Source organism: Kushneria marisflavi (assembly GCF_002157205.1).
Lineage (GTDB): Bacteria > Pseudomonadota > Gammaproteobacteria > Pseudomonadales > Halomonadaceae > Kushneria > Kushneria marisflavi.
In genome coordinates this window covers 894,796-910,408 of record NZ_CP021358.1, presented here as the reverse complement: position 1 = coordinate 910,408, position 15,613 = coordinate 894,796, and the positions used below count along the sequence as shown (strand labels likewise).

At 60.5% G+C, this 15,613-nt stretch carries 15 protein-coding genes; 9 read left to right on the top strand and 6 right to left on the bottom strand.

The window, feature by feature from the left end; all coding sequences use genetic code 11:
- Nucleotides 1-6 precede the first annotated feature (6 nt).
- The 4 genes from nth to metG all read right to left on the bottom strand — a co-directional run bounded on the left by nth (nucleotide 7) and on the right by metG (nucleotide 5,714).
- Complete coding sequence (gene nth, locus B9H00_RS04170) at nucleotides 7-645, bottom strand: endonuclease III (RefSeq protein WP_086899608.1); 639 nt, start codon at nucleotides 643-645, stop codon at nucleotides 7-9.
- Between the two features lie 42 nt (nucleotides 646-687).
- On the bottom strand, nucleotides 688-1,728 hold the full coding sequence (locus tag B9H00_RS04165) for an RnfABCDGE type electron transport complex subunit B (RefSeq protein WP_086899607.1): 1,041 nt from the start codon (nucleotides 1,726-1,728) through the stop codon (nucleotides 688-690).
- 109 nt (nucleotides 1,729-1,837) lie between these two features.
- Complete coding sequence (locus B9H00_RS04160; protein ID WP_086899606.1) at nucleotides 1,838-3,427, bottom strand: sensor domain-containing diguanylate cyclase; 1,590 nt, start codon at nucleotides 3,425-3,427, stop codon at nucleotides 1,838-1,840.
- Nucleotides 3,428-3,629: 202 nt separating this feature from the next.
- Nucleotides 3,630-5,714, bottom strand: coding sequence for a methionine--tRNA ligase (gene metG, locus B9H00_RS04150; protein WP_086899605.1), 2,085 nt, complete (start codon nucleotides 5,712-5,714; stop codon nucleotides 3,630-3,632).
- Nucleotides 5,715-5,830: 116 nt separating this feature from the next.
- Between metG and B9H00_RS04145 the strand changes: the two genes are divergently transcribed.
- From B9H00_RS04145 to B9H00_RS04130, 4 genes are all read left to right on the top strand, one after another.
- Nucleotides 5,831-6,295, top strand: a complete 465-nt coding sequence (locus tag B9H00_RS04145) for an ASCH domain-containing protein (protein WP_169712219.1) — start codon at nucleotides 5,831-5,833, stop codon at nucleotides 6,293-6,295.
- A complete protein-coding gene (locus B9H00_RS04140) occupies nucleotides 6,292-6,708 on the top strand; it encodes a DoxX family protein (RefSeq protein ID WP_086899604.1) in 417 nt (138 codons plus the stop codon). The genes B9H00_RS04145 and B9H00_RS04140 overlap by 4 nt, the downstream gene beginning before the upstream one ends.
- A gap of 67 nt (nucleotides 6,709-6,775) precedes the next feature.
- Nucleotides 6,776-7,123 (top strand): YkgJ family cysteine cluster protein, encoded by a 348-nt coding sequence (locus tag B9H00_RS04135; protein WP_086899603.1) that lies wholly within the window; start codon nucleotides 6,776-6,778, stop codon nucleotides 7,121-7,123.
- 46 nt (nucleotides 7,124-7,169) lie between these two features.
- Nucleotides 7,170-7,844, top strand: coding sequence for a spermine/spermidine synthase domain-containing protein (locus tag B9H00_RS04130; RefSeq protein ID WP_086899602.1), 675 nt, complete (start codon nucleotides 7,170-7,172; stop codon nucleotides 7,842-7,844).
- A 393-nt stretch (nucleotides 7,845-8,237) separates the two neighbouring features.
- On the opposite strand, the gene B9H00_RS04125 is transcribed toward B9H00_RS04130, so the two are convergent.
- Nucleotides 8,238-9,617 carry an NAD-dependent succinate-semialdehyde dehydrogenase gene (locus tag B9H00_RS04125; protein ID WP_086899601.1) on the bottom strand — a complete coding sequence of 460 codons (1,380 nt, stop codon included), beginning with the start codon at nucleotides 9,615-9,617 and terminating at the stop codon, nucleotides 8,238-8,240.
- A gap of 181 nt (nucleotides 9,618-9,798) precedes the next feature.
- Between B9H00_RS04125 and B9H00_RS04120 the strand changes: the two genes are divergently transcribed.
- The 4 genes from B9H00_RS04120 to dcd all read left to right on the top strand — a co-directional run bounded on the left by B9H00_RS04120 (nucleotide 9,799) and on the right by dcd (nucleotide 12,548).
- Nucleotides 9,799-10,260, top strand: coding sequence for a tellurite resistance TerB family protein (locus tag B9H00_RS04120; RefSeq protein WP_086901692.1), 462 nt, complete (start codon nucleotides 9,799-9,801; stop codon nucleotides 10,258-10,260).
- Between the two features lie 150 nt (nucleotides 10,261-10,410).
- Nucleotides 10,411-10,821, top strand: coding sequence for an alternative ribosome rescue aminoacyl-tRNA hydrolase ArfB (gene arfB, locus B9H00_RS04115; protein ID WP_086622148.1), 411 nt, complete (start codon nucleotides 10,411-10,413; stop codon nucleotides 10,819-10,821).
- A gap of 183 nt (nucleotides 10,822-11,004) precedes the next feature.
- Nucleotides 11,005-11,811, top strand: coding sequence for an iron-sulfur cluster carrier protein ApbC (apbC, locus tag B9H00_RS04110; protein WP_086899600.1), 807 nt, complete (start codon nucleotides 11,005-11,007; stop codon nucleotides 11,809-11,811).
- A gap of 170 nt (nucleotides 11,812-11,981) precedes the next feature.
- Entirely contained in the window at nucleotides 11,982-12,548 is a 567-nt protein-coding gene (gene dcd, locus B9H00_RS04105) for a dCTP deaminase (RefSeq protein ID WP_086899599.1), read from the top strand.
- A gap of 24 nt (nucleotides 12,549-12,572) precedes the next feature.
- On the opposite strand, the gene cadR is transcribed toward dcd, so the two are convergent.
- Entirely contained in the window at nucleotides 12,573-13,004 is a 432-nt protein-coding gene (cadR, locus tag B9H00_RS04100; protein WP_086899598.1) for a Cd(II)/Pb(II)-responsive transcriptional regulator, read from the bottom strand.
- Between the two features lie 158 nt (nucleotides 13,005-13,162).
- Between cadR and B9H00_RS04095 the strand changes: the two genes are divergently transcribed.
- Nucleotides 13,163-15,544 (top strand): heavy metal translocating P-type ATPase, encoded by a 2,382-nt coding sequence (locus tag B9H00_RS04095; protein ID WP_086899597.1) that lies wholly within the window; start codon nucleotides 13,163-13,165, stop codon nucleotides 15,542-15,544.
- Nucleotides 15,545-15,613 lie beyond the last annotated feature (69 nt).

The following is a 15,613-nucleotide window of genomic DNA, read 5'->3' as shown; positions in this document are numbered from 1 at the left end:
GCTGGATTACGCCAGCTCGACCTTGTCCCTGTACTCGCACAGATCCTCGATCAAGCAGCTGCCACAGCGCGGCTTGCGTGCCACACAGGTGTAGCGCCCGTGCAGGATCAGCCAGTGATGGGCGTCGCGCTTGTAGTCGCGCGGCACCACTTTCAAAAGCTTCTGCTCGACCTGATCGACGTTCTTGCCCGGGGCGAGATTCGTTCGATTGGAGACGCGAAAGATATGGGTGTCTACCGCAATGGTGGGTTCATTAAAGGCCGTATTGAGAATCACGTTGGCGGTCTTTCGCCCCACGCCCGGCAGGGCTTCAAGCCCTTCGCGAGTGCGGGGCACTTCGCCGTCGTGATCGCGTATCAGCAGTTCGCACATGGCCACCAGATTCTTGGCCTTGTTGTTATATAACCCCAGCGTTTTGATGACCTCCTTCACGCCGTCCAGACCCAGCGCCACGATGGCCTGCGGGGTGTTGGCGATGGGGAAGAGCCGCGCCGTGGCCTTGTTGACGCCCACATCTGTGGACTGGGCAGACAGGGCGACCGCCACCAGCAGCTCAAAGGGTGAAGACCAGGCAAGCTCGGTGGTGGGCTCGGGATTGGCCTTTTGCAGGCGGCGAAAGATTTCGCGGCGTTTTTCGTTGTTCATGGCAACTGATCGAAAGAATAAAGGGAAAGGGCGAGAACGCCGTTAGTGACGCTCGGCGTTATCCAGCGCCTGACAGGCGTCCTGCCAGGTTTTCTCGGCGCGCTCGACCAGGGTCTGCGCCGCGGCAATATCTTCCGGTCCGCCCTGACGTCTTGCATGAGCCAGCTGTCGGTTGGCCAGTGCCAGCCGCTGTTTGGCCGCCGACCGGGCAATGCGCAGGGAGTTCAGCGAGCTCGTAGGGGCATGATCGGCCGTGCTGGTCGAGTCCGCTATCGCCTCGCTCTGCGTTTGAAGGTTTGCCATCTGTTGACGAGCGTGCTGTAACGCACTCTGGGTGTCGGCATCATCGGGCGCTGCGGCCAGACGCTTCTCCAGCCGACGGATGGTGGCACTCAGGGCGGCCTTGCGTGCACGCGTGTTTCCTGCCGCAGGAGGACGCGTGTTTCCTGCCGCAGGAGGCGGCGTCGACGGCGTGCTGGTAGAGGCGACCTGCCCGGTCTGTGCAGCCGGTTCGACAGGCTCTCGACGGGCCTGCATGCGCGCGCGCCGGCGGGCTTCCTTCTCCTGACGCTGCCGCTCGAGACGGGCATTTCGGTGTTCAAAGCGTCGGCGACCCTGCTCGGCGCGTCGAGCCAGCCAGAGGTCCTGGTCGTTTTCGATATGGGCCGCCTGCCAGCCGGGATGCGCGATGATATCGATGCAGTCGACCGGACAGGGCGCCACACACAGTTCACAGCCGGTGCATTCCGCTTCAATGACAGTGTGCATCTGTTTGGCGGCGCCCAGAATGGCATCCACCGGACAGGCCTTGATGCACTTGGTGCAGCCGATACATTCCTCTTCGCGAATGACGGCAGCTTTCGGTGATTCGGCATCCATCTCCAGTGGCAGCGTCGGGCGCTTCAGGAGAGTAGCGAGCTGGACTACCGTCGCATCACCGCCGGGTGGGCAGCGATTGATGGCCTCGCCCTCCAGGATGGCTTCAGCATAGGGGCGACAGCCGGGATGGCCGCATTTGCCACATTGGGTCTGAGGCAGCAGGCGGTCGATATCGGTGACGGTAATACTGGCAGATGCACTCATGCAGGTTGTCGGCAGGCCCGGGCGTTATGATCAAGGAAATTGAGGCGATTATACGCGCAATCAGGCAGCGCTTCGAACCTGACCGCGGGGCCCATCCTGCATGAATTGCTTAAAGCGCGCCGACTTTAGGGTTTGGGTCTCGAATCTGCGCATCGACCCGATTGCGGCCAGCCTGTTTGGCTCGATAAAGGCTTTCATCGGCCAGTCGCATCAGCTCGGCGGGCTGGCAGGGCGCTTCCGGCAGGCTGATGGCCAGGCCAACACTGATGGTGACATGTGGGGCAACTCTTGAATGCTCATGCGGCAGCAACATCGCCGCCACGGCCAGGCGTAGCTGTTCGGCCAGTCGCCAGGTGCGCTTGCGATTGGTGTCAGGGAGCACAGCAATAAACTCCTCGCCGCCGGCGCGGGCCACGATGCCCTGGACATCCACGAGACGATCCAGGGTGCGGGCCACTCGCGTCAGACAGTGGTCCCCCTCTGGATGGCCATAATGGTCGTTATAGGCCTTGAAATAATCGATATCGATAATGATCAATCCAACGCCATGGCGTTCGTGGTGGGCTTGCATCAGAGCCTGAACCAGATACTCGTCGAGGTAGCGGCGATTGAGCAGGCCGGTGAGGTGATCGCGCTGACTAAGATGTTCCAGTGAATCGGTACGCTTTTTTTGATGCATCAAGAGATGTTGAAACTCGCGCGCCAGACTGCCGATCTCATCGCGTCGGGCAACAAGATTGACCGGCAGAGTCTCCGAGAAATGGTCTTCCTGACGCTGCTCCCGGGTAAACCGGGCCAGACGTCGGGTCGGCGCCAGAATAATGAGCTCCAGCAGCCCCAGAATGACCATCACCACGGTGAACAGAACGCCGATCGTCCAGAGCATGGCGAAGTTGAACGAGGCGGTGTTGGCCATGAAATCCCGACGTGCCAGTGTGGCCTGCAGGGAAAGGATGTCGTCGTTGGGCTCGGCGTTCAGCCATCGGGTGGCCAGTAATTGATCATCGCTGATGCGAATGATGGGGGGCGGTTTGACGATCAGATCGGGATGTAGGATCGGCTCGATGGAGACATTGACACCGGTCTGATGGCGAACGGATTCAAACCAGGGACGATCCATGCTGCGCACAATGGCCAGCCAGCCCAGTGGTGGTTCGCTGCCACGCTCGGTTGGCACGATGGGGCTGGTGGCAATCATGGCCGGCGTCGGCACGCTCAGAAGCCATTTGTCCAGCTCGGGGGCCTGCTGGTGAACGTGCGCCTGTATCACGTTGAAAAAGGGCGACATCCAGCGACACTCATTGGTGGCCGAGGTGCAGGTACTGTAGGTATCCGTATCGGGGTTGTAGCCGGCCATCCAGACGGGCGTGCCGTCCATGCGCATGAATACCATCATGAGATGGTCCATGTCTTCAAACATTTCCTGACTGAAATTGCGCTCTGCAAAGTCGGGTGCCTTGCCCTGCATGAAGTCGTAGGCATCGTCCCAGCTGGCCCAGTCGCGGGTATCTCCCCCCAGATTGTCCAGATCGTCCTTTAACGCACTCTCGACTCGCCCCATCTCCAGAGCTACATAGTCGTTTTCGCGCGCGAGCAGCTTGGGATAAACCAGAAAATGTGCAATTCCCCACAGCGCCAGCAGAGCGAGGCATGCCACCAGCACAATGGACAATAAAAAACGAAATCGTAATGAATGCATGCCGTCGGCGTTCCATGGCGACCTGACTTCGCCCGTAGCTTTCAAGGGGCAGATTCGTCAGCGTAAGGATATATCGGCGCCGCATTTGATTTATGAAGGTGTGAGACGTTTCAGGGAGGGAAGAAATGACGGGGGCGAAAGAGACAGAAAAACGCCAGCCTTCAGGAGGCTGGCGTTGGGAGAAGCACAGTAAACGTCGCGATCAGCTCACGCGGCTTCCCGGCTTCGCACCGCTGTCGGGTGAGAGCAGGTAAATGCCATCGTCGTCGCCGGCGGCAAGCACCATGCCTTCCGACAGACCAAAGCGCATCTTGCGTGGGGCCAGATTGGCGATCATGACGGTCAGCCGCCCTTCAAGCGCCTCGGGGGCGTACTGAGCGCGAATGCCGGAAAAGACCGTGCGGGTCTCATTGCCGATATCGAGCGTCAGCTTCAAAAGCTTTTTGGCCCCCTCGACGTATTCGGCCTGTTCGATTCGAGCAATGCGCAGATCGACCTTGGCGAAATCATCGATCGCGATTTCCGGCGCGATGGGCTCGAGATCGACGCTCACTGAATCCGCCGCAACATCGCCCGGTGCGCTGGTCGCTTCCCCCTGGGCGGCTTTCGCGTCGTCCTTGAGCTTTTTCTCGACGGCGAGATCCTCCTTTGAGGCTTCGATCATCTGATCGATCCTGTCGCTCTCGACGCGCGTCATCAACGGCTTGAATTTCTCGATCGCATGATCGGTCAGCACCGTGGTACGGCTGGCCCAGTTGAGGGTGTCGAGATTGAGGAAGCTGCGCGCGCCTTCGGCAAGCGTTGGCACGATGGGGGCCAGATAGACCACCAGCTGGCGGAAGAGGTTGATGCCTACCGAGCAGATGTCCAGCACCTCCTGCTCGCGGCCTTCTTCCTTCGCCAGCGCCCAGGGCGCCTTCTCGGCGATATAGCCGTTGGCGTCATCGGCGAGCGCCATGATGCGACGTACCGCACGGGCAAATTCGCGCGCCTCGAAATCGGCGGCGATCGCCTCGCCTTCATCGATGAAGCGCTGCACCAGTTCGGGCTCGGCGCAGGTGGCGGAAAGGCGCCCACCGGATTTTTTTACAAAGCCCGCACAGCGGCTGGCGATGTTGACCACCTTGCCAACCAGATCCGAGTTGACGCGGGCAGCGAAGTCCTCAAGGTTCAAGTCGAGATCATCAACGCCTGCAGTCAGCTTGGCCGCGAAGTAATAGCGCAGGTACTCGGGGTTCAGGAACTGCTCATAGGTTTCGGCCTTGATGAAGGTGCCGCGGGATTTCGACATCTTCGCGCCGTTGACCGTCACGAACCCGTGGCAGTTGACACCGGTGGGCGTGCGAAGGTTGGCGCCTTCCAGCATCGCCGGCCAGAACAGCGCATGGAAATAGACGATGTCCTTGCCGATGAAGTGATACAGCTCGGCGGTGCTGTTCTTTTTCCAGTAGTGGTCAAAGTCGATGCCTTCACGCTCGCAGAGCTGCTGAAAGCTCGCCATATAACCGATCGGCGCATCTACCCAGACATAGAAATACTTGCCCGGCGCGTCAGGGATTTCAAAGCCGAAGTAGGGCGCGTCGCGGGAGATATCCCAGTCGTTGAGGCCGGCTTCGAACCACTCCTGCAGCTTGTTGGAGATCTGCGGCTGCAGACGATCGGAGCGCGTCCATTCCTTCAGAAACGGCTCGAACTTGGGCAATTCAAAAAAGTAGTGGGTCGAGCTCTTGACCACCGGTGTGGCCCCGGAGACGGCCGAGACCGGGTTGAGCAGTTCGGCCGGGGTGTAGGTGGCACCGCATGCCTCGCAATTGTCGCCATACTGATCGTCCGTGTGGCACTTGGGGCAGGTGCCCTTGACGAAGCGGTCGGCCAGAAACATGCCGCGCTCGGGGTCATACATCTGCTCGACGTCGCGGGTGGCGATGAAGCCACCGTCACGCAGGGCGCGATAGATGCGCTCGCTGTGGACGCGGTTCTCTTCCGAGTGGGTCGAGTAGTAGTTGTCAAAGGCCACGCCAAAGCGGGCGAAATCGGCCTGGTGCTCGGCGTTGACCCGGTCGATCAGCTGTTGGGAAGTAATGCCTTCCTGCTCGGCGCGCAGCATGATGGCAGTGCCATGGGCGTCATCGGCGCAGACGTAGTGGCACTCATGGCCGCGGCTTTTCTGAAAGCGCACCCAGATATCGGTCTGAATGTATTCCAGCAAATGGCCCAGATGGATCGAGCCGTTGGCATAGGGCAGGGCACTGGTGACCAGAATCTGGCGCTTGGCGTTGTTCGACATGGTGGCTGGAAGATTCCCGTGACGAACCCGCGGGCGCCGGTATCGACTGCGCCCAGGGGTGGATAGACTGTAAACTCGACCGGCGATTGTAGCATCGATCATCGGAGGCGTTGAGCGTGACACCTGCACAGTGGCGGTTTTTCAAGCGTTATCGTGAGACCTGCGTTTCTGATGAGCGATCACGTGAAAGTGGCGTGATTGCAGAAGCGTTCGGTGATACCCCTGAGTTGATCGATGAATGTGCTCGTTTGGTCAACGCCGGGATCAAGCGGGCCAGCTGCGGTCTGAAGGTATCGTATTTGGCTGCCAATGAGCGGCTGCCGACAGTCGGGCAACTGACCGTGGTACTGGACAGTCTTGAGGCGCCGGTATGCATCGTCGCGCTGACGTCTGTCACCACCTGTCGATTCGATGAGGTGACGCCGGCCTTCGCTGCCCTTGAAGGCGAGGGAGATGGCACCTACGCCTGGTGGCATCGTGAGCATGTCCGTTTTTTTCAACACGAGGCGGCAGGACTGGGCGTCGAGTTTACTGATGCCTCCGAGCTGGTGCTCGAGCGCTTCGAGAAGGTATTCCCATGACGCGCTGCACATCAAGACCCGCGACACGAGGCCAGCGTATCGGCCTCGCTGTCGTATTCTCCTGGTTCTGCCTTGGCGGCATTGCCCATTTTGTCTGGCCGACGGCGTTTGCTTCGATCATTCCACCCTCGCTGCCCTTTAAAATGCCGGCGGTCTTCATTACCGGGGCATTCGAGCTGCTTGGGGCGATCGGTATCCTGCTGCCGCGCTATCGCCGTGCTGCCGGGATCGGGTTGATCGCACTGACGCTGTGCGTGACGCCGGCCAACGTCTACATGTGGTGGCACGCCGAGAAGTTTCCTCGGGTACCCGAGATGGTGCTGCTGTTGCGCTTGCCGCTGCAGATCCTGCTGCTGGCCTGCATCGCGTGGAGTACTCGCCTGATCGGCCCCCGGCATCACGGCGTGTCGTAAATACGACCGCCGTAACGACAGCGGATGTGTACAATGGCCGGCCAATTCTGACGGATGGCTGTGCGTCATGTCCGGTGACCTTCACCTTGAAAATATCGAGACGCCTGACGGTGTCAGCTGCTTCAACTGTGAGGCGTGCTGCTGTCGGCTGCTGGTGATGCTCGATGACGATGATCTGGCGCGCGGCGTGCCTCATGGGCTGCTTGAGGAGGACGAGTGGGGCGGTGTGGTGATGCGCCAGGATGAAGAGGGCTGGTGCGCGGCCGTCGACCGCGACACCATGCTGTGCAGCATTCACCCCCGACGCCCTCAGGTCTGTCGTGACTTCGAGGAAGGCAGTTATCAGTGCCGTGAGGAGCGAGCGCTCTACGGTCTGGTCGACGCGCCCTTGTCAACGGGTGCCGGCGCCCTGTAAGGGGGATCGTCAGGCCTCGTTTTCTTCTTTTTTTGACAGGTATTTCATGGCCAAGCTTTGTGAGATTGATACCGCGGATATCCCCGGCGGGCGCGGTCAGCTGCGGCTTTTACAGCGCAACGATGAGTTTTCCATCCGCATTGCCGGCAAGCCCGGTGAGCTGATGAATACCCGATTGCATGGCTCCGAGGACGCACTCGCCGAGCTTGCCTGCGCTCGTGTGCGCGAGCATGAAAACGTACGGGTGCTGGTCGGCGGGCTGGGCATGGGCTTTACCCTGGCCGCGGCCCTGGCAACGCTTGGCGCTGAAGCCGAGGTTGTGGTCGCCGAGCTGGTGCCCGGGGTGGTCGAGTGGAATCGCGGCCCGCTGGGCGCGGCGGCCGGCTATCCGATTCGTGACTCACGCTGTCATATCCTCGTTGAGGACGTGGCCGATGTGATGGCCCGCAGTGAGGCAGGGTTTGACGCCATCATGCTGGATGTCGACAACGGCCCCGAAGGGCTGACCCAGCGTGACAATGACCGCCTCTACAGTGCGCGTGGGCTTGAAAGCATCCAGCGGGCACTGCGTCCCGATGGCGTACTGGCGGTCTGGTCGGCAGGGATGGATCCCGGCTTCAGCGAACGGCTCAAACGGGCGGGACTTTGTGTCGAGGAGCACATGGTCCGCGCGCATCGTCCCGGCAAGGGCGCGCGCCATACCATCTGGCTGGCCTGGTAAGGGCCGGCAAGGTGTCCGTGGCACGGTTCCCGGCGAGTATGACGTCATTCATGCCTGAACGCCTGGCTCACTTTCACGCCGTGAACTAATCTGATGCCAACGCAGGAACGCGTTAACGGTCGGCCTCGCTACAGGGTGGCCCGCATTCATAACGAAGCAAGGGGCAAGACATGCGCAATATCATTTATATCATCGGTCTGGTGGTCGTGGTGCTCTTCATCCTGTCCTTTCTGGGGCTGCGTTAAGCGTCGATCGACAGATCGCTGCGGGCAGGTAACGCGACATGAAAATGCCCCGGGGAGTCATTCCCCGGGGCATTTTTTTGTCCCATCGCCCATGGTGTCGGGTCGATTTACCCCTTGCCGCAGGCGGATGGGTCGTGCACTTGCGATATCAGGACTGTGCGATCATCAGCGACTTGCTGTTGACGAACTCAAGCATGCCATAACCGCCGTGCTCACGGCCGTAGCCACTCTCCTTCACGCCGCCAAAGGGCAGGTTGGGCTGGGCGATATAGTAGCCGTTGATGCAGACCATGCCGGTATCGAAATGATCGCGGGCCAGGCGTACGGCGCGCTCTTCGTCCTCGGAGAAAATGCCGCCGCCCAGGCCGTAGACCGAGTCGTTGGCGATACGCAGTGCGTCTTCTTCATCACGGGCACGAATCAGCGAGGCGACTGGACCGAACAGCTCGCCATCGTAGGCCGGCATGCCGGGCGTGACGTTTTCCAGCACCGTGGAAGGGTAGAAAAAGCCATCCACGTCCGGAATTTCGCCACCGGTCAGGCAGACGGCACCCTTGTCGACGGATTCCTTCACCTGCTTGTGGAGCTCGTCACGCAGGTCCTTGCGTGCCAGCGGGCCCAGCTGGGTGTTTTCATCCGTGGGATCACCGAATTCGACCTGCTTCATTCTTTCAACAAAGGCGTCACGGAACTGCTCATAGACGGCGTCTACCACCACGAAACGCTTGGCGGCGACACAAGTCTGGCCGTTGTTGTTGATGCGGCCGGTCACACAGGTTTCGACCGCCTTGTCGATGTCTGCATCCTCGAGCACCAGATAGGCGTCGTTGCTGCCAAGCTCCAGCACGGTCTTTTTGAGCTGTTCGCCGGCGGCGGCAGCGACCTTGCGGCCCGTGGCGGCGCTGCCGGTGAAGGTCACGCCGCGCACCAGACGGTGTTCGGTGACCTGACTTGCCTGCTCATCGCGAATGTAGAGCACGGTGAAGACGTTGTCGGGCATGCCGGCTTCACGAAAGATATCTTCCAGCGCTTCGGCGCAGCCCCAGACGTTGGGCGCGTGCTTGAGCAGCACGGTATTGCCGGCCATCAGGTTGGCAATCGTGTAGCGAATGACCTGATAGAAGGGAAAGTTCCACGGCTGAATGCCGAAGATGATGCCGATCGGCTGATGCGTGACCAGTGCACGACCGCCGGGCAGATCACGCGCTTCTTCGGTCAGGACGCGTGCCGCGTTGTCGGCGCTGTAGTCACAGATGCTCTTGCACAGATCGATTTCGGGCGGGGCCTGGCTGATCGGCTTGCCCATTTCCTCGGTCATGAGGCTCGACAGTCGGTCCTTGTGCTTGACCAGAAGCTCGCCGACCCGGCGCACCAGCTTGCCACGCTCTTCAATAGAGCGCTGCTTCCAGTCAAGGAAGGCCTGATGCGTCTGCTCGATTCTTTGCTGCAGCTGCTCATCGGAGATAGTCTCGAATTCCCGGATGGTCTGGCCGGTGGCCGGATTCACGGTTTTAATGGTGTTCGACACGTTAACCTCCTTTGGTATGACGGAACGACCCGGAGTGTAGTGCGCCCACGGCTGCCACGCCGTAGTGATTACTGTCTGTCTCTTGCCTGATCCTCCAGCATTGGCCGATGCGGCGCGCCCCTGTATTTTGTGTGTCGCCCTGTGGCATAACGATGGGCGCCAATCCTTCGGAGACAACAGCATGCTGGATACCATCAATGAGTTTTTTGAGCGCATGAGCGGGCGCTCGCCGGGTGATCAGGATCACGAAATGACGCTGGAACTCGCGGTGGCGGCGTTGATGTGTGAGGTCATGCGCGCAGACGGTGAAATGAAGGATGTCGAGCAGCAGGCGCTGCGCGATATGCTCAAGCGTCGATTTGACCTTGAGGAAAGCGCGGTGGAAACCCTGGTCGATATGGCTCGCCAGCAGGTCAGGGATTCGGTGGATCACTATCAGTTCGTACGCCTGATCCGTGATGAATATGACTATCCGCAGCGGGTGGCGCTGATTGGCCGACTCTGGCGCATGGCCTATGCCGATGGGGTGCTTGATCCACAGGAGGAGGCCCGGGTACGCAAGCTGGCAGAACTTCTTTATGTCGATCACGCCGATTTCATCATGCAAAAACTCGAAGTACAGAAGTCGCTGGGCCTTGAGTAGTATCCTTTCGCTGTTGCACTCCCCGCCAGTTGCCCGCCATTGGTGGTGATCCCGGGGTGACGGATGTCATGGCAAAAGCGTAAAGCCGGCCGCCTCCTGCTTTTACAAGAATGCTTATTGGTCACCAACACGGTTCGAGAAACATAACGCATGCAGATATCCCGTCACATTGCCATCGACGACAGCGAGTTCGAGATGCATGCCATCCGTTCTCAGGGCGCCGGTGGGCAAAACGTCAACAAGGTGGCTTCGGCCATTCATCTGCGCATGGACATACAAAACAGCAGCCTGGCGCAGGAGTACAAGGACCGGCTGCTGGCGCTCAATGACCATCGCATTACGGCCAGCGGGCTGATCATCATCAAGGCACAGTCGCAGCGCACTCAGGAGCTCAATCGCCAGGAGGCTCAGGCTCGGCTGCGGGCGCTGATCAAGTCGGTGATCTACACCGCCAGACCGCGCAAGGCAACAAGGCCGACGCTGGGGTCCAAAAAGCGTCGGCTGGAAGGCAAGAAGCAGCGTGGTCAGAAAAAGGCGCTGCGCGGGCGAGTGGATCACTAGAGCAGTGAATTACCAGGACAGTGAATCACCAGGACGAAAGATGAAGCCCTGAAGAGGGGGCATGCGTTCATATCCGAGTGTTTCACCTGGGATTGTCGGCGGGTGAGGGTTTATACTGTCGCTCGATCATGACATCGCAGGCGTAATCCGGGGTGTCGGCAGGAAACGGACAGGAGACAGGTAGTGCTCGAAACAGTCAAACATGTGGTGGCCGTCGCCTCCGGCAAGGGCGGTGTGGGCAAGTCCACCGTCACCGTCAATCTGGCGCTGGCCATGGCCGCACAGGGCCATCGCGTGGGCCTTCTGGACGCCGATATCTACGGCCCCAGCCAGGCGCAGATGCTGGGCATCAAGCCCGGCACCCGTCCGACCATGGTGGATGACAAGACCATGAAGCCGATCGAGGCGCACGGGCTGAAAATGATGTCGATGGCGGTACTGGTGGATACCGAAACCGCCATGGTATGGCGTGGACCAATGGTTGCCGGCGCCTTCCAGCAGCTTTTGACCCAGACCGGCTGGGGAGAGCTTGATTATCTCTTTATCGACATGCCGCCGGGTACCGGAGATATCCAGCTGACATTGTCGCAGCAGGTGCCGGTATCGGGGTCAGTGATTGTCACCACGCCGCAGGACATTGCGCTGCTGGATGCGCGCAAGGGCATCGAGATGTTCCGCAAGGTCAACGTGCCGGTGCTGGGCGTGGTCGAGAACATGAGCACCCACGTGTGCTCGAACTGTGGTCATGAAGAGGCGGTCTTTGGCGAAGGCGGCGGCGCGCGCATTGCCGCGCAATACGACACCGAAGTACTGGGCCGTTTGCCGCTGACCATGAGCATTCGCGAACAGGTTGATGGCGGTCGCCCGACGGTGGTCGCCGACCCTGAAAGCGACGCGGCGCGCGCCTTCATGGCGATCAGCGCGCGTATCGACGAGCAGCTGGGCGGCAAGACACGCGAAAGCGGCCCGGCCATCAGCTTCGGCGACTGACGCGCCCAACGGCTTGTCGCCCGAATCGATGGAGGCTTCTTCAGGCTTTAGTCGGCTCGGGCGGACCGGTATCATGCACGACATTTTGATACGGTTGTCGGGCGTCACTGCCCGGCATCATGGTATCTGCGTTTTCTTTTCCATTCAGGTATGGCGACAGGACACCCCTCGTGAGCATCAAGGCAGACAAATGGATTCGCCGCATGGCGCAGGAACACGGCATGATCGAGCCGTTCGAGTACGATCAGGTCCGCCATGCCGGTGATCAGCGTGTCATCTCCTACGGTACGTCAAGCTATGGCTATGACGTGCGCTGCTCCGATGAATTCAAGGTGTTCACCAACATTCACTCGGCCACCGTCGATCCCAAGTACTTCGACGAGAAAAGCTTTGTGGATGTGAAAGGGGATGCCTGCGTAATCCCGCCCAACTCCTTTGCGCTGGCGCGTACGGTGGAGTACTTCCGCATTCCGCGTAACGTCCTGACCATCTGTCTTGGCAAGTCGACCTACGCGCGCTGCGGCATCATCGTCAACGTGACGCCGCTGGAGCCGGAGTGGGAAGGGCATGTCACGCTCGAGTTTTCCAACACCACCAATCTGCCGGCGCGCATCTATGCCAACGAGGGCGTGGCGCAGATGCTCTTTTTCGAGTCCGATGAGGTCTGCGAAACCTCCTACAAGGACCGCGGCGGCAAGTACATGGGCCAGCGCGGCGTGACCCTTCCCCGTACCTGAGTCACTGACCGTGATTCTGCCCGGCTAGCCCAGATGAGTGGCGCTGCCGGGCTCTTCCTCCCATGACATCTCTTCCAGACCGTGCACGATGCCGCAGTCATTTACGGGGCTGGCATGTCCGCACCGGTCTCGCAGGTTCCTGAGCTGACCGTGCAGCTGCTCCAGTTCCCTGAGGCGTACCTCGACGTGATGGATGTGTTCATCAAGCAGCGCATCGATGGCCTGACAATCGCCTCGTGGCTCATCCACCAGTGCCAGCAGCGCGTGAATCTCGGCATGACTCATGGCCAGCGCTCGACAGTTGCGAATAAAGCTCAGCCGCTTGAGATGCTCCTGCCCATAATGCCGGTAGTTGCTCTCGCTGCGATGAGGGGCCGGCAGTAACCCTTCGCGCTCGTAAAAACGAATGGTCTGGCTGCTGCAGCCGGTTTCTCTGGCCAGCTCTCCAATCTTCATGCGGCGCTCCTGTGTGGCAAGGGCTGACGATGCGATGACATTGATGTGAATACTCAAGGGCCGTCGAGCATCTGTCGAACTTGACCTTGTAGTCACTATAGGGTTTTGAATGTGTGCATTCCAGAGTGACCAGCATTTACTTTTTCAAGGGAGTGCGCATGACACATCACCGTGAAGCGTCATCGGGTAGTGCCCCTGTCTTTACCCCTGTTTTAAACCGCGAATCGGCGTCAGAGCCCTCGTCCTGCTGCGCACCTCGATCGCCGTCCTGCTGTGGTGGCTCAAGCGATCATGTCGAGGCTGCGACCGGTTGCTGCGGTAGTGATCAGGGTAAGGCATCGCACGATGCGCCGTTGCCGGGCAGCGTGCGTGAGGGGGGACAGCTGCGCACCAGCATGCGCATTGCGCAGATGTGCTGTCCGGTCGAGGAGCAGATGATCCGCAGGCAGCTTTCCGCGCGCGAGGACGTCGAGCGGCTGGAGTTCAACCTGTTGCAGCGTGTGCTGACCGTGGTGCATGCCCCCGATGCGCTGGAGGAGATTCTTGCTGCCATTCGCGAGCTGGGGTTTGTGCCGGAGCTTGCAGACGATCAGGGCAGGTCTGGTCAGGAGGATGAAGCGCCAGCGCCCTGGGGGCCGTTAATCCTCAGCGCTGTCGCTGCCTGTGCCTCCGAAGCAGTCGCGTGGATGTCCGGGCCGATATGGCTGGTGGCCGTGCTGGCACTGGTGGCGATCGTCGGCTGCGGGCTGGCGACCTGGCGCAAGGGCTGGATCGCGGTGCGTCATGGCAATCTCAACATCAACGCGCTGATGAGCATTGCCGTCACCGGGGCGCTTTTGATCGGTCACTGGCCCGAGGCGGCCATGGTCATGGTGCTATTCAATCTCGCCGAGCGGATCGAGGCCCGCTCGCTGTCCCGGGCGCGACATGCCATCGAGGATCTGATGAAGCTGGCCCCCGAGGTGGCGACCGTACGTCAGGGAGATGGTCGCTGGGAAGAACGGCCGGTGTCGGAAATCGCGGTGGATGCCCTGATTCGGGTACGCCCCGGCGAACGTATCGGTCTGGATGGCGAGGTAGTGGCCGGCGCCTCCAGCGTCAATCAGGCGCCAATTACCGGTGAGAGCCTACCGGTTGATAAATCACCGGGCGACAGTGTCTTCGCCGGTACCATCGTTGAGGCCGGCGAGCTTGAGTGTCGAGTCACTCATCCGGCCAGCGATTCGACGCTTTCGCGCATCATCAGCGCTGTCGAGCAGGCGCAGAGCGAGCGGGCGCCGACACAGCGTTTCATCGATCGCTTTGCACGCGTCTATACCCCGGCCGTTGTGGCAATGGCAGCGCTGCTGGCGGTGGTGCCGCCATTGCTGTTCGGTGGTGGCTGGCTCGACTGGATCTATCGATCACTGGTATTGCTGGTGATTGCCTGCCCCTGCGCGCTGGTGATCTCCACGCCGGTCACGGTGGTCACCGGGCTTGCCAATGCGGCTCGGCGAGGCACCCTGATCAAGGGTGGGGTCTATCTGGAAGAGGGTCGCCGTCTTGGCTGGGTGGCGCTCGACAAGACCGGCACGCTGACCCACGGCCAGCCGCAGCAGACACATGCTGACGTGCTTGTTGCTGAGCACCCTGAACACGTGGCCTCGCTGACGCTTGGGCTTGCCCAGCGCTCGGATCATCCGGTGTCCCAGGCACTGGCCCGTGCCGGCGAGTTGGAAGGCGTGACGCTGGCGCCCTTTGAGGCGGTCGAGGCACTGCCGGGACTCGGGATCACCGGGCTCAGCGAAGGCGTACGTTACTGGCTGGGCCATCAGGGGCTGGTTCATGAACGAGGCCATCTGGATCAGACACTCAAGACGCGCATCGAGGCCCTTGAGCGTGAAGGGCGCACGGTAGTGGTGCTGATGGATGAGACCCGGACGCTTGCCCTGTATGCCGTGGCCGATACGCTCAGGGAGACCAGCCGCGAGGCGGTCGCCGAGCTCCATCGGCTGGGAGTGCGTACCCTGATGCTGACCGGTGACAACCCACACGCCGCCGAGGTGATCGGGCGCAGTGTTGGAATCGATCGCATCGAAAGTGGCCTGATGCCGCAGGACAAGCTCTCGCATCTAGAAGCACTTGCCGGTCAGGGGCGTGTGGCCATGATCGGTGATGGCATCAATGATGCACCGGCGCTGGCGCGTGCCGATATCGGTTTCGCCATGGGAGCCATGGGCACCGACAGCGCCATCGAAACTGCCGATGTAGCCCTGATGGATGACGACCTGCGCAAGGTGGGCGCCTTTATTCGCCTGTCGCGGGCCACGCACCGCATTCTGATGCAGAACATTGCGCTGGCGCTGGGGATCAAGGTGATCTTTCTCGCGCTCACCGTAGCGGGGCTGGGTACGCTGTGGATGGCCGTATTTGCTGACGTGGGCGCCAGCGTTCTGGTTGTTCTCAACGGTTTACGTTTGCTGCGCCATGGAGCAAAAGACCACGCTAAAACCTCCGACATGGCTACCCCGACCAAGGTCTCTGTAGGGGCCAATGCCTGAATGTGACATTTTGATGACAGCGCCGTGACAGGGACCATCCCGCCTGTGGGATACACAATAATCTGCGGC

What these genes read in the sequence shown, in the direction of transcription:
- nth (WP_086899608.1), bottom strand. Translation starts at nt 645, where the DNA reads ATGAACAACGAAAAACGCCGCGAAATCTTTCGCCGCCTGCAAAAGGCC.
- B9H00_RS04165 (WP_086899607.1), bottom strand. Translation starts at nt 1,728, where the DNA reads ATGAGTGCATCTGCCAGTATTACCGTCACCGATATCGACCGCCTGCTG.
- B9H00_RS04160 (WP_086899606.1), bottom strand. Translation starts at nt 3,427, where the DNA reads ATGCATTCATTACGATTTCGTTTTTTATTGTCCATTGTGCTGGTGGCA.
- metG (WP_086899605.1), bottom strand. Translation starts at nt 5,714, where the DNA reads ATGTCGAACAACGCCAAGCGCCAGATTCTGGTCACCAGTGCCCTGCCC.
- B9H00_RS04140 (WP_086899604.1), top strand. Translation starts at nt 6,292, where the DNA reads ATGACGCGCTGCACATCAAGACCCGCGACACGAGGCCAGCGTATCGGC.
- B9H00_RS04135 (WP_086899603.1), top strand. Translation starts at nt 6,776, where the DNA reads ATGTCCGGTGACCTTCACCTTGAAAATATCGAGACGCCTGACGGTGTC.
- B9H00_RS04130 (WP_086899602.1), top strand. Translation starts at nt 7,170, where the DNA reads ATGGCCAAGCTTTGTGAGATTGATACCGCGGATATCCCCGGCGGGCGC.
- B9H00_RS04120 (WP_086901692.1), top strand. Translation starts at nt 9,799, where the DNA reads ATGCTGGATACCATCAATGAGTTTTTTGAGCGCATGAGCGGGCGCTCG.
- arfB (WP_086622148.1), top strand. Translation starts at nt 10,411, where the DNA reads ATGCAGATATCCCGTCACATTGCCATCGACGACAGCGAGTTCGAGATG.
- cadR (WP_086899598.1), bottom strand. Translation starts at nt 13,004, where the DNA reads ATGAAGATTGGAGAGCTGGCCAGAGAAACCGGCTGCAGCAGCCAGACC.
- B9H00_RS04095 (WP_086899597.1), top strand. Translation starts at nt 13,163, where the DNA reads ATGACACATCACCGTGAAGCGTCATCGGGTAGTGCCCCTGTCTTTACC.